Origin of the sequence: Fontibacillus phaseoli (genome assembly GCF_003337355.1) — a bacterium.
Classification (GTDB): domain Bacteria; phylum Bacillota; class Bacilli; order Paenibacillales; family Paenibacillaceae; genus Fontibacillus; species Fontibacillus phaseoli.
Map to the genome: position 1 here is coordinate 1,039,240 of NZ_QPJW01000001.1, position 14,254 is coordinate 1,053,493.

Here is a 14,254-nt window from a genome sequence, read left to right on the forward strand (position 1 = left end):
AGAGAGGTGGACCTCCCCGGAAGATTTCACTCCTGCTCATCCATATAACTATACGGTGGAAATTTGACGACCGGCTGTTTGACTTTATGCAGTTCACCGATGAACTCGGGCTCGACATTCAAGTTGGTTTCGACCAACTGCGCAGGCGTAAGAGCCATCCATTGATTGAGGGAAACATCGGCAAAACGGTCGCTTTTGAACATTTCAAGGAACCAGAGCGACTCGCTGCCCGTATTTTGAATATAGTGGCCGAACGCGAACGGAACATAACCGACGTCACCGGCCCGGTAATCAAAGGTACGGGCGGCGCCGTTTCCGCCGAACACGGTCATTCGTCCTTGACCGGTAAGGTAGTATTGCCACTCATCGTTATTGGGATGCCAGTGCATTTCCCTCATTCCGCCAGGCTTGATCTCTACAAGAGCGGCGGCAATCGTTTTGGAGATCGGGAAATTGGAGGAATCCACGAGTCGGACGCTGCCTCCGGAAGTAATGATCGGCTGCTGCGCCAGAAGCTTATGCTTAAAGGACAGGGGGATGACTCCGTACGGAGAGGAAACGGACTGACTTTCAATGGAGCCGGGAACCGTATCCTGATAAATGTAGACCTGATCGTTTGGAATAGATGCAAAGGAGGATTCCGGAACGCCGAAGTTGGCGGACAAGACCTCCTTCGGTGTATGGGAGAACCAATCGGAGATGGACAACGTATTTAAGTCCGAGAAGCTCCCGTCGTCAAATACAAGCAAAAATTCGCAGCCTTCCTCCAGCCCCTGGATCGAATGTGGAATGCCCGGGGGAAAGTACCAGAGATCGCCAGCCTCTATGTCCGCGATAAAATTCTTTCCGTTTTGATTCACGGCGGTAATTCTCGCGCTGCCCCAGATCATGTATGACCATTCAGCCTGCTGATGCCAATGAAGCTCTCGTACCCCGCCCGGCGTCAAGCACATGTTTACTCCGGCCAGTGTCGTGGCGATAGGCAGCTCCCTGACGGTTACTTCTCTGGACCATCCCCCGTGATTCAGTTGCATATGGGCGTCGGAAAACGAAAACCGCATATTAGGTATAAGCCCGTTATCCGTAATGGGGGGAATCAGTAGATCCGGATTTTCCAAGTCTCGCAAAATATCCCGCGGCCCTTTATCCTCAGCTCCCGCCCCGTCAGACCTGATCGGCTGAGGGACTTTCACCTTTTTCCAGGAAAGATTATTCATCCATCGATCTTCCTCTCTTTCAGATTATCGCATTATCCAATTTATGTGAAACTGAGGCATTATATACGGTTAGAATTTTAGGTGCATAAATGGAATTGATATTTTATGATGGAAGAAAAGATAAATGAGATTCGAGGTGCAATATTCATGAAAAAGGTTGAAATCGTATCGCTGAATACGGGCAAACCCCAAATGATACCCTATCAAAAAAAGGAAGTCCTTTCCGGAATATACAAGCAGCCCGGACAAGTTGCTCTATTTTTATCCTGGGTAAATCTCGAGGGTGACGGACAGGCGGATCTGGTGCATCATGGCGGAAGGGATAAGGCCGTTTGCGTTTACCCGTATGAACATTACTCGTTTTGGGAGGGTGAACTGGGTTCGGAATTGGAGTTCGGGGCCTTTGGGGAAAATTTAACGACCAGAGGCTTGCTGGAGAACGAGCTGTGCATCGGCGATATTTATCAACTTGGCGAAGCCGTCGTTCAGGTGAGCCAGCCGCGGCAGCCTTGCTATAAATTGTCAGCCAGATATGGCGCGCCCGACATGCCGCTGAAAGTTCAGGAGACCGGATTCACCGGCTATTATTTCCGGGTGCTGCAAGAAGGAAGGGTCTCCCGATCCGAAGGACTGACCTTAATATCACGCCATCCTAAAGAGATTACGGTGTCCTTTGCCAATCATATCATGCACCGTGAAAAAGACAGCCTCGACGACATTAGAAGGATTCTTGAAGTGGAGGAACTGTCGGAGAGCTGGAGAATCACATTTCTTAAACGGCTCGAAGGCCATGAAAAAAGTACGGCGGAGAGATTGACCGGGAATTTGGAATAGGGACCGGAAACGGAACGGGAAAAGAAGCAAGGAGGCTAGATTTAGCCTCCTTGCTCTATTTTAGGATGATTTCCTGTTCGATATATCTGTTAAAAATGCTGTAAGAAGGGTCGTGGGGGTTCACTAAGGCAACGATCTGGTGATGAACAAAAATCATTTGACTAGCCCCTTGGGGGATAGTTTAAGATGAGTCGGAGGTGATAGGGATGCAGATCAAGGAAGTTTGCGAGGTTTGCCGCTTAACCCGCAAAGCGGTGGAGTATTATGAAAAACAGGGGTTGATCACTCCGGAAACGGCGGAAAACGGGTACCGGATCTATTCGGAGAAAGAGGTCAAGGCACTGCAGGAAATTGCCGTTCTTCGCAGCTTGGGAATCGGCGTTGCGGATATCGCCGACATCATGGAAAGTAAGGATAAAAAAGCCGTATTGGAAAAATGCCGACAACAAACGAAAGCAGACTTGCAAGTCAGGGCAAGCAGGCTTGCGGGAATAGAAAGGCTAATCGAGGACTACGCTTATGTGCATATAGCTGCCAGCAGCCGGAATCAGGGAGATGAAGAGGAAGAATTGCTCTCGATTAAGGAGAGATTGCGAAATGCATTCCCGGGCTATTACGGATTATATTTATCCATCCATTTTGGACGTTTTTTGGATCAGCCCGCCAAGACCCGGGAACAAAAGGAGGCTTATACTCATATCGTGACCTTCCTGGATCATTTGCCGGAACTGCACTTCCCTGCGGAAATCCGGGGATGGCTTGACCCATTCGATAACATGACGCCTTCGGAAATAGAAGACATGCAATCCGCCGTAAACGTTAAGCTGGAAAACATAGAGGATTACCTTGAAGACCATAAACACGAAATCTCGGAATATCTTCGTTTCCGCCAATCCGAACCATTCAAACAATCACCCGCATACCTTTTTCAACAACAGTTGGTTCAGTTTCAGCAGGCTCAAGGTTACTATGAGGTGTTTATTCCGAATATGGTAATATTAAGTCCGTCCTATCGCGAATATACGGAATCCCTGAACAAGGCCAATGAATATTTTCTGCAAAAGTTTCCAGGGATTACTTCAGAACCGGAGAAGTAAAGGCGCAATGAACTGACGGAACACATCGCCGGGGAACTGTGCTTTTTTTGCTTTATCATCGGTTAATACCACGACGGTTTCAAGCGCTGGAATGACGTGAATAAACTGTCCTCCAAACCCTCGCGCATAAAAATAATCGAAAGACGACGCCGGAGAATGATCGCGTTTTCCGCCGTAAGAATCAGCCCACCAATGCCAGGCATAGAATCCCCGGCGGGGCGCATCTACAGAAATAGCGGGTTGTACCGATTGCAAGGCCAGATCCCTGGAGATGAGCTGTTCGTTCTCCCAGGTTCCCTGGTGCAGGAAAAGCTGTCCGAACTTGAGCATGTCAGAAGGGCGGAGCCATAAGCCGAAGCCCCCGGTATGAATGCCTTGGGGATCTCTCTCCCATTTATAGGATTCGATGCCTAGCGGTCCGAACAGATTGAGCTCGGCAAACCGCGCAACCGGCATACCGGCGGCTTGTACCAGGATGGCGGATAACAATTGCGAGATCCCGGAGTTATACTCCATTTTGATTCCAGGAGAATCACGGAACGGTTGTTCCAGCACGAACTCCACCCAATCGGGTGACCGGGTCATCCGCGGAAAAGAGTTTTGTCCCCCAAATTCGGTCCAGTCGAAGCCGGCGGTCATCGTCAGGAGATGCCACAGCGTAATGTCCCGGACACGGGGATTGCGGTTCGTGGCAACCTGCGGAAAGAAGGCGCCGATCGTGGTGTCAGTCTGTGGTAGCAGCTTGCGATCCATGGCGATGCAGAGAAGCGCCGACAGGATGCTTTTGGTGCATGAATTGGTTTTCGCAATCTCTAATGCCGCGTGTCGATCTCTGTAATGCTCAAAGATCATCTCGCCTTGACGGCTTATTAAACAGCTTCTTAAATTTAAGGGCGCTAATTCAGCAGCCAGTGTAGACAAGTCCATAGTATCCTTCCTTTAATGAAGATCTGCCGTGAGCTATGTACTATTAAAACTGAAATTGCGCGATCACGCAAACCTACCGTTTGAATGATGAATAAAGCCTGTAAGCCATACCCGATTGGGAGTTGGTTGCAGGCTTTTTTATATATAATCGGTTCTAGCTTTAAACTCTACATTTCATTCTGATATCTGATCGTAAACCATGTGCTAATAAGATGATACAGCAAATAGACGAATACAACGGCCAACGTGGACCAAAGAGGGGCGTCGATAATGATCAACATCAGGGCGATCGCTATAATGAACCACTGATTGATGTCTGCAGCTTTTGCTTTCGCCCGATAACGGATGAAGGTGTTCCGCTCATCTTTGTATTCGATGGTTTTTTGCTTCGCCGTTTCCGGATGCTTTCGTTCATAATATTTCATGATCAAATTAGAAACACTCAATCCTGCCAAGCCTCCACCTATTCCGATCATGATTCCGGATAATGCTCTTAAATGCTCGCCCGGAAACAAGAAACTGACACCTATCAGAATCATTCCTAAAATTAACGTACTGACATAAAGTGAGCTTTTCTTTAACACGTCTATTCCTCCTCGAAAATAAAAATATCCTCGATCGTCGTTTCGAAGAACCGGGCTAGTTTGAAGGCCAGTACAATCGAAGGATTGTATCGTCCGTTCTCCAGCGATCCAATCGTTTGTCTGGAGACCTCTAAAATGGCGGCAAGCTCTTCCTGCTTAATTCCCCGCTGCTTTCGGAGTTGTTCTAATCGGTTTTTCACCAGTGCACTCCTTTCAATTAGAAATGGAAAGTTAACTTTACATAAAAGATAGCATAATCGTTCTGAATGTCAAGTAAACTTTCCATTATTGAAATTTCGAAAATGAAATTGAAATAAACACCCACTTCCATAACCAGGAAAAATAAAATGTCGAGTGGCAGGAAATATTTTATATTAATAGGCTTAACTAGGACCATCATAGAAAAGAGGATGAAGGCATGAATTCAAATCACGAATACGGGACCTACAAGGCCGGCGATATCGTCTATGTGTTTTACCGTAATCCGCATACTCAGGATGTAACTAATATCCAGGAGGCCGCCGTCGTCAATCATCCCGAACAACCAGGTGAGCTCGCTTTGTTTCTGTATGAGACCTACTATCCTTTATCAAGCGAGATGGCTGTTTACGCAACGGCAGGAGAGGCGGAGCAAGCCTATCAGCATTATTTCGGCGGCATTTCCGAGGGAACGTTTCAATGAACAACCCCTTCACACCTAAGCTTGTCTATTTTGAACCGGACGCTTTGGAATACCCGCTAGGGAAGGAATTGCTGAATAAGTTTGAAAAAATGGACGTTGAAATCCGTTACACGACTTCTCATAATCAGGTAAGAAACCTGCCTGGCGATAATGACTTTCAGAGATACCGGGTAGCCAAATCCACGCTGGTCGTCGGCATCAGAAAAACGCTCAAATTCGATACGTCCAAGCCTTCGGCGGAGTACGCCATTCCTTTTGCGACAGGGTGCATGGGCCATTGCCATTACTGCTATTTGCAAACGACGATGGGGAGCAAGCCTTATATTCGAACCTATGTCAATGTGGAAGAGATTCTGGAGGCCGCAGACAAATACATGGAGGAACGCGCCCCGGAATTCACCAGATTCGAGGCGTCCTGCACCTCGGATATTGTCGGCATCGATCATCTCACGCACACGCTGAAACGGGCGATCGAGCATTTTGGGCAATCGGAATTTGGGAAGTTAAGGTTCGTAACGAAGTTTCATCACGTGGACCACCTGCTGGACGCCAAGCATCAAGGGAAAACGCGATTCCGGTTTAGCGTCAACGCGGATTACGTGATCAAAAACTTTGAGCCCGGCACATCCCCGTTGGACAAAAGAATAGAAGCGGCGGGGAAAGTTGCGAGAGCCGGATATCCGCTCGGATTTATCGTGGCCCCGATCTACCTGCATGAAGGTTGGGAAGAAGGGTATCATCATATGTTTGAACGGCTGGATGCCGAGTTGCCGGCCGATGCGCGGGACGACATTACGTTCGAATTCATTCAGCACCGGTTCACCAAACCCGCTAAGCGGGTTATTGAAAAAAACTATCCGCTAACCAAACTGGAGCTTGACGAACAGAAGAGAAGATATAAATGGGGGAAATACGGGATCGGTAAATACATTTACCAAAAGGATGAGGAAGAAGATTTGAAAAGCCATCTCTATTCCTATATGGAGAAATTTTTCCCTAAGGCGAAGCTTGAGTATTTCACTTGAAAATTAGTTGCAGGGATTAAAGCGGAGTCGGACACGAATGCATATGGCAGGCGCCCGACTCTGTTGGTTTTGCGGTCTGAAAAGGTTTATTCGAAATATTTCTTATTCTCCTGCCAGATCAGTTCCTCAGTTAATTCCGGAAAGGCCAATTGTTCGGAGGTAATGCAGAGCCCGGCACAAATGGTGGCCAAATCCAAGCATTTCTCGATAGGCTTGTTATGCAAATAACCATACAGGAATCCTGCAAAAAAACTGTCTCCGGCTCCGTTGGCATCTTTATATTCGTAATTTTCAATCACGCCGCGTTCGATCCACACTCCATCTTCGCTCAGGCAGGTCGCCCCTTTTTTGCCGTGAGTACAAACAATCAGTTTCTTCCCCTTGCGATGTAAAGCTTCCATGACGCTTTTGTAATTCTCCATGCTGTCCGAACTCATAAATAAATAATTTGCGGCTTCCATATAATCTTCGTGATAGCTGTTACTGCCATCATAATCATGCTGGGTTCCTCCTCAGGATAGGGTTGCTCCAAGCCGAATGGCTAGATCTTTAATTTCACGGGACATTTTCTCGTTTACAGGAAAAATACGCTCGATGTATGAAAAAATAGCGATCGCCGACTGGGGAACCCGATCATATCCCTGAAGCATTGGATCAAAATGCATAGCAAAATCGGGATAACGTTGCTCGATTCTCCGGTCGTTATTATAGGAATCAATCCTGGAGGGCTGTTCTTTCAAATACAAATGCAAGACGGATAGGAGTTGATTCATGGCGTAAGTTTCAATAAATGTTTTAGCGGATAGCTTTTCTCCTCGGGCAAATCTGCAAAGGCCGACGTAAATGTTGGTTATAGCTTCGTTCAGGGCAAAATCGGCCGTAACCGGACGGTCAACAGAAACCCGCTGGTCCAAGGAAGGAATCGCATGCTTATAGCCGGGTTTACTCCAAATGATCCTACCTCCGTTGCAAGGAACCTCAGTCATTTTGTTCTCGTCAAAAACGGCGAATTCCCCGTATATGCCGTCATCAAACATAATTTTACAGCCATCCTCCGTATTGCGGAAGTGGTAGGAGAGAGGACAGACACTGTTCAACCAATCCAAATTTTCAATAAATCCGGTACTATAACCCTGTTCTGTGAAGACAAAGAAATCAAGATCTGAGTAGGAGTCCAACCGTTCCAGCTCCGTTCCTACCGAACCTACACCCAGCAAAAGCAAGGCATGTTCATGTTTACTCAGGCTTTGTCCGATGGAGTCGAGCCGTTCCAAAAGTTGCTCAGGTCGATTCATAATACACCTCCGAAAAATTCGAAAATTATGTAACTAGATTATACATTAGATAAATATAAAATCAATATACATTCGATGGAATTATAATTCGTTGACTTGATCTTTTAAAATCGGGTAAGATTAGTTAGATGGTTATCAAATTCAAGATGTTCAGCCCGAAGAATCGAGGGGGATAAAAAGTATGAAACCCAAAATGAAGATCCTCATCAATCACCCGATGGAGTTTCTGAATTGCCTGTTTGCCTTGGGTACGGATAAAGGTTTTTTGGAGTTGATCCGGGATTTTGATCTGGAGCCTAACGATAAGATTACCGGTATGCTTCAAGAAATGAAGAAGCCGCTGTCGCAATACATCCAGCAAGAATTGATCTATTTTTTTGATGCGAGCGGATTGGGATTTGTCTTGTATAAATACATAATCTTTCATGTCTCTTCAAACAAGGTGACGGATATCATAGAACTGCTTCAACAGGAAAATAGTGATGAATTTGTCTTCAAAATGATAGAGTGTGTATGCAAAAACACCTTGCCCGCCAAGGGATCTCCTGATTACATTGCGCTTAAGGGAAATAAGCCCGGCTTATTGAATCTGATCGGCGATACGACTGTTCAGGACGAAACAAGAAGGGACCGTATACTCGAGGCGGTGGAAAATCCGGAGGAGGTCAAGCAGCGTTTTATCTTGTTATTGAGCCGGTTTTATAATGTGGGATTTGCTCCATTCGAGTCCGAGATCAGGAAGATTATCGAAGCCGAAAAACCGCGTTACCAACTCCTGCTGGAGGAAATGCCCGAAATGTTCATTAAGCAGTATTTGAACTTGGACAGCTTGGAGGACTCTCCGGGAGGTTACGTGCTGCATTTAAGTTTCTTCAAATACGTAAGCTGCCATGCTTATTCTTCGTATCGGGAGGATATCGCGGATTGGTTTGTTCTGGGGATATATTCGGACCTATTGTTTAATGAGTCCGTTGCGGCAGAAAAACAGGCCCAGTTTTTTAAAGTATTATCGGACGTGAAAAGGATCGGGATTATTCGCCTGTTGTCCGAACGCCCCTGGTTTGGCCAGGAATTAGCCGAAGCCCTGGATATTTCGCCTCCGACGGTTTCTTATCATATCGGCTTTTTGCAGCAAATCGGCGTGGTCAATTTTACGAGAACGGATAACCGGTTCTATTATTCCCTCGACCGTTCCAAGCTGCTGAAGCCGCTGGAAGATTTTATTAGATCATTACAGCAATCTTGAACCGGGAGACGAAACCTATGCGCACGTTCTGGATATGGTTGATCTTGTTATTTGCGATTTGGCTTTGTGCACTCCTGCAATTATCGCCGGAGAGTTCCATGGTGCCTTGGAGCATTTTGGGCAGTGCCTTATTTTTTGGAGCGTTTTTCATATCGCCGCTTTTGCGGCAGAAACCGGCCCTGTTAAGCTTAAATCTGACGCTCGCTTCTCTCCTTGCCGTCTTCGTCTTATGGCCTGGTAAGGAGGATAACTTTAATCCATACACCCTCCTCATATTGTCCGTACTCGCGGGGAAAGCGGCGTACAGGCTGCCGCCGGTCCACGCTTCGATCTTGGGTTTGATTTGTGCGGTTGACGCTTTGGCTCCATATGCTATGGGCTATCCTTCCCTGCCGCCTGCATACATAGGTTTATTTGCGGTTTTGCTTGCGATTGGGTTTGCCGTGTTTCGCAACGTCTCGCAAAGGGCTACAGCCGCGGAAGCACGGAATGAAGCGTTGTTAGGAGAATACCGGAAATTGAAAAGAAGGATGGCGAGCGATGAAGAGCTGGCCCGCCGGGAGGAACGGGCCCAGGTAGGCCGTGATATTCACGATTCCGTCGGACATAAACTGACGGCTTTGATGATGCAGTTGGAAGTTTTCCGCATGCAACGAGATGCGGATTCCGAAGACCAGATAATTAAGTTGAAGAAATTGGCGCAGGAAAGCCTGTACGAGACGCGTAGTGCGGTTAAAGCGTTAAAAGACAATGAGCCGGGCGGCCTTTCGGCCATTATGAGGCTGATCCGGAAACTCGAGGCGGAGAGCGTGATCAAGGTCCATTTTTCGGTGAACCACGGGGCATTATCCGCTCCGCTTAATAACGACCAATCCATCGCGGTATATCGTGCCGTACAGGAAGCGCTGACGAATATTATGAAGCATAGCAAGTCCAGGGAGGCCGATGTCATGTTTGAAGCTCCGGGGGGCAGCGTGTTCCGGTTCGAGATTTCAAATCCGGGCGTTGTCCAGGGGAATTTCCGGGAAGGCTTCGGGCTTTCTTCCATGCGGGAACGGATTGAAAATCTCAAGGGCCGGCTGGAGATCCTTGATAATCGCGACCGGTTTACCGTGCGCGGCACGATACCATTGATCATACCATCAAGTTATGAGGAGACAACCGGATGATTAGAATTTTACTTGCCGAGGATCAAGCCATGGTCCGCCAAGGATTAAAAATGATGATAGAGAGTGATGACGAGCTGCGCGTAACGAGCGAAGCCGCTAACGGAAAAGAAGCGGTTGAACTGAACGAGCGGCATCTGTTCGATCTGGTTATCTTAGATATTCAAATGCCGGTGATGAATGGCCTGGAAGCCGGACGCCTGATCCGGAAGCGCTGGCCGGAGCGCAAAGTGCTTATACTGACGACGTTTAACGATGATGAATATGCGTTAGAAGCTTTGAAAGGCGGGGCCAGCGGATACCTCCTAAAGGACGCGGAACCGGATGCGCTAATACGTTCTATTCGCAGCTGTCTATCGGGGGGATTGTCATTGCAGGACGATGTTGCCGCCAAGGTGATTCCTCGTTTGCTGCACGGAAACGAGGAAGCCGAAAAAACCGTGGATTCGTCCATCACACCTCGCGAGCTGGATATATTGAAACTTGTAGGGGAGGGCCGCAGCAATCGGGAAATTTCCGAGGAACTGGGCTTGTCGGTCGGAACCGTGAAAAATCATATGAGTCAAATGATGGAAAAGTTGGATTTGCGGGACCGCACGCAGATGGCGATATATGCGATTCGCCATAATGTCGTTTAAGCATGGAAACCGGATTCCAGTTTTCGGAAGCACCCGTGACTGGAGTCATGGGGAGATAAGAATGTAATGACGGAGGACAGTGTGTGCACTGTCTTTTTCCATGTATACTGGCGATAGCAAACGGGTTGAGTCCTATTTGGGAGGTAGAACATATGCTTGAAGCGGTCGAATTACGTAAGGTATTCAAAGGAAAAACCGCAGTTGATAACGTAAGCCTTTACCTGGATGAAGGGGAATCGGTCGGGTTGCTTGGACCGAACGGAGCCGGCAAATCAACGACAATTTCCATGATTTCTTCTTTGTTAACGCCGAATTCGGGGGATGTAAGGCTGAACGGGGCAAGCATCGTTTCCAAGCCGCAGCTGATCCGTCAGGTGCTTGGCGTTGTTCCGCAAGAAATTGCTCTATATGAAGCGTTAAGCGCGTATGAAAATTTGAAATTCTTCGGGCGTATTTACCGCTTGAAGGGCAAGGAACTGGAAGTGAAGATTCAGGAAGTGCTGGAGATGGTCGGCCTCAAGGACCGGCAGAAGGAACTCATTAAGTCATATTCGGGCGGCATGAAAAGACGCATTAATATTGCTGCCGCGCTGCTGCATGATCCCAAAATCGTGATTATGGATGAGCCGACCGTCGGGATCGATCCGCAGTCTCGCAGCCATATCCTTGAAACCGTCAGGCAATTAAATCGCGAGAAGGGGACGACCGTACTTTATACGAGCCACTATATGGAAGAAGTCGAGCAATTGTGCAGCCGCGTATACATCATGGACCACGGGCGAATCATTGCTTCCGGAACCACGGATGAACTGCGGCGGATTTTGTCCAGTGAGGATACGTTGCTGCTCCAACTGGATAAGCAAAGCCATGAGTTGGCAAATGAACTGAGGAACCTCTCGCCGGTACGTCAAGTCGAGGAAACGGAGAATGGCCTGAAGCTCATCGTCGCCAAACAGAATCAATTCTTATCCGCAGTCGTTCAGGCGGCCGAGCGACATCAAGTGCAGCTCATCAATATCCATGTTCAAACGCCTAGCCTGGAAGATGTATTTTTGCATCTGACCGGACGGACATTGAGAGATTAGGAGGGAGCCGCTTGATTCCATTTTTCAAAAAGGATTTCCTGGTTTATTGGAGGGATCGAAAAGAGATTATCATTGCCCTCTTGATGCCTATGGTTCTCATTACGGTACTCGGTTTCGCATTACCCGGTTGGGTGGAGAACCCGGCCAAGACTTTGGAAATGAAGGTAGGCCTGGTGAAACTGGATGATGAAGAAGCGGGTCTGGAAACTCTGCGGGATCACCTCGCCTCGCTTTCAATGTCTGACGAAATGATTACGGCGCGGGCTGAGCAAATGGAACAACAATCTCCGGTTAGACAACTCTTGAATGTGCTTCAAGAGGATTCCGTAAAGGAAATTGTTCATTTGGAAGAGCTGGAGCCCAATGAAGCAGTCCGCCAATTGAAAGACAAAAAGATCGAGGCCTTTCTTACCATACCGGCAGGATTCACCGAGGCAGCGTTAAGCAAAATGATCTTGAATGACGGCGAGGGAGCGGAACTGATTATCACCGCCGAAAAGGCTTCCATGCGTGTTGATGTCATGGCCGGGATACTCGATGGCGTTTTGCGGACGATGAATTATCAGATCGCCGTAAGCCATATGCCGGATGTCGATGCAGAGGCGGCAGCAGTTATACTTGAAGATTACAGCGGAATAGGCGGGCGCGAGATATTGCCTGGCGTAGAAATGGTGACTTCCTTTCAATATTATGCGCTGGCGATCAGCATCGTCTTCGCGCTGATGATTTCGGTGACGATAGCTTCCAAAGCAACCGGAGAGAAAAGAGAGCGTGTCTTTGAACGTATTCTTCTTACCGGTTCGCATCCGTTGAATTATTTGTCGGGCAAGATGGGTTCGACGTTTTGCCTGTCCCTGTTGCAACTCGTCTTCGTATTACTGGCATCTCATGGCTTCTTCGGTATTTTCCATGGCCGGTCGCTTCAATTCTGGATCGGAGTAACCGTGGTCCTGATTGTCTTGTCCTTCTGTATGGGATCATTAGCTTCGTTATTTACCACGCTGGTTTTTCGACTGGAAGACTCCGTTGCGAATGCCGTAACTTTTATAACCGTCCTTATCGCCGGCACGATCGGAGGCAGTTTTGTACCGGTTTATGTGCTTCCGGAATGGTTGCAAATCGCCGGGGAGTGGACGCCGAACGGATTGACGCTCGTCGCCCTGCTGGAGTGGCTTCAAATCGAAAATATGAATTCCTTGACCGCATCCATGTTAAAACTGGGCGTGTTTTCGCTAGTGATCATAGCCATAGCGACCTGGAGTTTTCCTAGAAGGGGGCGCATTTAATGAATCCGATATTTCTGGCCCAATGGATGAAGGATAAGCGTTCGCCGTTATTGATTCTTAGCTTTTGCGGGCTTAGCATCCTTGCAACCCTGCTGTTCGGATTCGGTATCGACAGCCAGATGAAAATAAGCGTCTTTAAGGCACCCGGAATGGAGACAAGGCAGGCGGAAGCATGGCTGCATCTTTTGAATAAAGGCGAAACGATAAAGTTTGTGATACAGGATGAAGATCAGGCGCGTTCGGAGGTGCGCGAGGGCCGTACCGACGCGGCGGTGCAATTGATGGAGAACGACTACCGGATCATCGCCGCCATCGATAATCCGAATGTACAGCTTGTTGAGCGTCACGTTCATTCCGTATTTGTGGAGGAACTGAGGCTGAGGGCGGCAGAGAAATTTGCGGACGACGTCGGAACGTTTCGAAGAGAGATGGCTCAATACCAAGGAGATCCCCCGTTAGTGTTGAATCTGCGGACCTCGGAGGGAGATGAATTGATCGAGTATAATATGAGCCTGCAATTGTTGTTTACGTTCTCCCTGTTTCTTGCCATGTTTACGGTCGGCTACAAAATCAACTCCATTTCAATGGAAAAAGTAGCGGGGATATGGAGCCGGATCATTCTTTCTCCGGTAAGCAAATTCGAAATGTATACGGGACATCTTATGTACAGCTCTTTAGTAGGTTTCCTTCAAATTTCAGCCGTATTTGTTTTATTCAACTTCGTATTCGGTTTGGATCTTGGCTTTCGTTTCGGGATGCTGATACTGATCGCGGGTATCTACACCTTGAGCATCGTTGCCATGTCCATGCTGCTGACAGGCATTTTAAAGACACCGGAACAATTCAATATGGTCTTCCCTTCCGCCATTCCGGTCATGCCGCTGCTAAGCGGAGCATACATGCCGCCGGGAACGATTACGAATAAGTTTCTGCTCGGCATATCGGAAATCTTCCCGCTAAAACACGCCTTGGATGCGCTTGTAGCCGTCGCAATCTACGATGCCGGGTGGCAGGAAGTTTTTCTCTCGATCGCCAAGCTATGCATTATCGGCGTGATTTGCATGGGCGTCGGCATTAACTTGATGGAACGGCGCCGAAGATAAAGATACCTAATTAATCCTGATCTGAAAACGGTCGGGATTATTTTTCTGACATTTGTTGAATGACATCGA

General features: G+C 47.8%; 16 protein-coding genes. 10 read left to right on the forward strand and 6 right to left on the reverse strand.

What is annotated here, in order from left to right; all coding sequences use genetic code 11:
- Positions 1 to 26 precede the first annotated feature (26 nt).
- On the reverse strand, positions 27 to 1,217 hold the full coding sequence (locus DFP94_RS05160; protein ID WP_114495322.1) for an oxalate decarboxylase family bicupin: 1,191 nt from the start codon (positions 1,215 to 1,217) through the stop codon (positions 27 to 29).
- A 147-nt stretch (positions 1,218 to 1,364) separates the two neighbouring features.
- Between DFP94_RS05160 and DFP94_RS05165 the strand changes: the two genes are divergently transcribed.
- Positions 1,365 to 2,051, forward strand: coding sequence for an MOSC domain-containing protein (locus DFP94_RS05165; protein ID WP_114495788.1), 687 nt, complete (start codon positions 1,365 to 1,367; stop codon positions 2,049 to 2,051).
- Positions 2,052 to 2,257: 206 nt separating this feature from the next.
- Positions 2,258 to 3,148 carry a MerR family transcriptional regulator gene (locus DFP94_RS05170; protein WP_114495323.1) on the forward strand — a complete coding sequence of 297 codons (891 nt, stop codon included), beginning with the start codon at positions 2,258 to 2,260 and terminating at the stop codon, positions 3,146 to 3,148.
- Here the strand turns inward: DFP94_RS05170 and DFP94_RS05175 are convergent.
- From DFP94_RS05175 to DFP94_RS05185, 3 genes are all read right to left on the reverse strand, one after another.
- Positions 3,131 to 4,075: a serine hydrolase domain-containing protein gene (locus tag DFP94_RS05175; protein WP_114495324.1), complete on the reverse strand. Its 945-nt coding sequence runs from the start codon at positions 4,073 to 4,075 to the stop codon at positions 3,131 to 3,133. The two genes, DFP94_RS05170 and DFP94_RS05175, sit on opposite strands and share 18 nt — an antisense overlap.
- A 167-nt stretch (positions 4,076 to 4,242) precedes the next feature.
- The gene (locus tag DFP94_RS05180; protein ID WP_114495325.1) at positions 4,243 to 4,659 is read right to left on the reverse strand and encodes a hypothetical protein; all 417 of its coding nucleotides are present in this window, start codon (positions 4,657 to 4,659) and stop codon (positions 4,243 to 4,245) included.
- 2 nt (positions 4,660 to 4,661) lie between these two features.
- Positions 4,662 to 4,859: a helix-turn-helix transcriptional regulator gene (locus DFP94_RS05185; protein ID WP_114495326.1), complete on the reverse strand. Its 198-nt coding sequence runs from the start codon at positions 4,857 to 4,859 to the stop codon at positions 4,662 to 4,664.
- 218 nt (positions 4,860 to 5,077) lie between these two features.
- On the opposite strand from DFP94_RS05185, the gene DFP94_RS05190 reads away from it, so the two are divergent.
- The gene (locus tag DFP94_RS05190) at positions 5,078 to 5,341 is read left to right on the forward strand and encodes a transcriptional regulator SplA domain-containing protein (RefSeq protein WP_114495327.1); all 264 of its coding nucleotides are present in this window, start codon (positions 5,078 to 5,080) and stop codon (positions 5,339 to 5,341) included.
- Positions 5,338 to 6,366, forward strand: a complete 1,029-nt coding sequence (gene splB / locus DFP94_RS05195; RefSeq protein WP_114495328.1) for a spore photoproduct lyase — start codon at positions 5,338 to 5,340, stop codon at positions 6,364 to 6,366. Before DFP94_RS05190 ends, splB begins: the two co-directional genes overlap by 4 nt.
- Before the next feature lie 86 nt (positions 6,367 to 6,452).
- Here splB and DFP94_RS05200 read toward each other — a convergent pair whose 3' ends face one another.
- Both DFP94_RS05200 and DFP94_RS05205 read right to left on the reverse strand, forming a co-directional pair.
- Positions 6,453 to 6,827: a PfkB family carbohydrate kinase gene (locus tag DFP94_RS05200; RefSeq protein WP_114495329.1), complete on the reverse strand. Its 375-nt coding sequence runs from the start codon at positions 6,825 to 6,827 to the stop codon at positions 6,453 to 6,455.
- Between the two features lie 51 nt (positions 6,828 to 6,878).
- Positions 6,879 to 7,661, reverse strand: coding sequence for a hypothetical protein (locus DFP94_RS05205; protein ID WP_114495330.1), 783 nt, complete (start codon positions 7,659 to 7,661; stop codon positions 6,879 to 6,881).
- Positions 7,662 to 7,842: 181 nt separating this feature from the next.
- Between DFP94_RS05205 and DFP94_RS05210 the strand changes: the two genes are divergently transcribed.
- The 6 genes from DFP94_RS05210 (at position 7,843) to DFP94_RS05235 (ending at position 14,185) form a co-directional block, all read left to right on the forward strand.
- A complete protein-coding gene (locus DFP94_RS05210; protein WP_114495331.1) occupies positions 7,843 to 8,907 on the forward strand; it encodes an ArsR/SmtB family transcription factor in 1,065 nt (354 codons plus the stop codon).
- Between the two features lie 17 nt (positions 8,908 to 8,924).
- A complete protein-coding gene (locus DFP94_RS05215; RefSeq protein WP_114495332.1) occupies positions 8,925 to 10,076 on the forward strand; it encodes a sensor histidine kinase in 1,152 nt (383 codons plus the stop codon).
- A complete protein-coding gene (locus tag DFP94_RS05220; RefSeq protein WP_114495333.1) occupies positions 10,073 to 10,711 on the forward strand; it encodes a response regulator in 639 nt (212 codons plus the stop codon). Before DFP94_RS05215 ends, DFP94_RS05220 begins: the two co-directional genes overlap by 4 nt.
- A 152-nt stretch (positions 10,712 to 10,863) precedes the next feature.
- Positions 10,864 to 11,796 (forward strand): ABC transporter ATP-binding protein, encoded by a 933-nt coding sequence (locus DFP94_RS05225; RefSeq protein ID WP_114495334.1) that lies wholly within the window; start codon positions 10,864 to 10,866, stop codon positions 11,794 to 11,796.
- Positions 11,797 to 11,807: 11 nt separating this feature from the next.
- Positions 11,808 to 13,082 carry an ABC transporter permease gene (locus DFP94_RS05230; protein ID WP_114495335.1) on the forward strand — a complete coding sequence of 425 codons (1,275 nt, stop codon included), beginning with the start codon at positions 11,808 to 11,810 and terminating at the stop codon, positions 13,080 to 13,082.
- On the forward strand, positions 13,082 to 14,185 hold the full coding sequence (locus DFP94_RS05235) for an ABC transporter permease (RefSeq protein WP_114495336.1): 1,104 nt from the start codon (positions 13,082 to 13,084) through the stop codon (positions 14,183 to 14,185). The genes DFP94_RS05230 and DFP94_RS05235 overlap by 1 nt, the downstream gene beginning before the upstream one ends.
- Positions 14,186 to 14,254 lie beyond the last annotated feature (69 nt).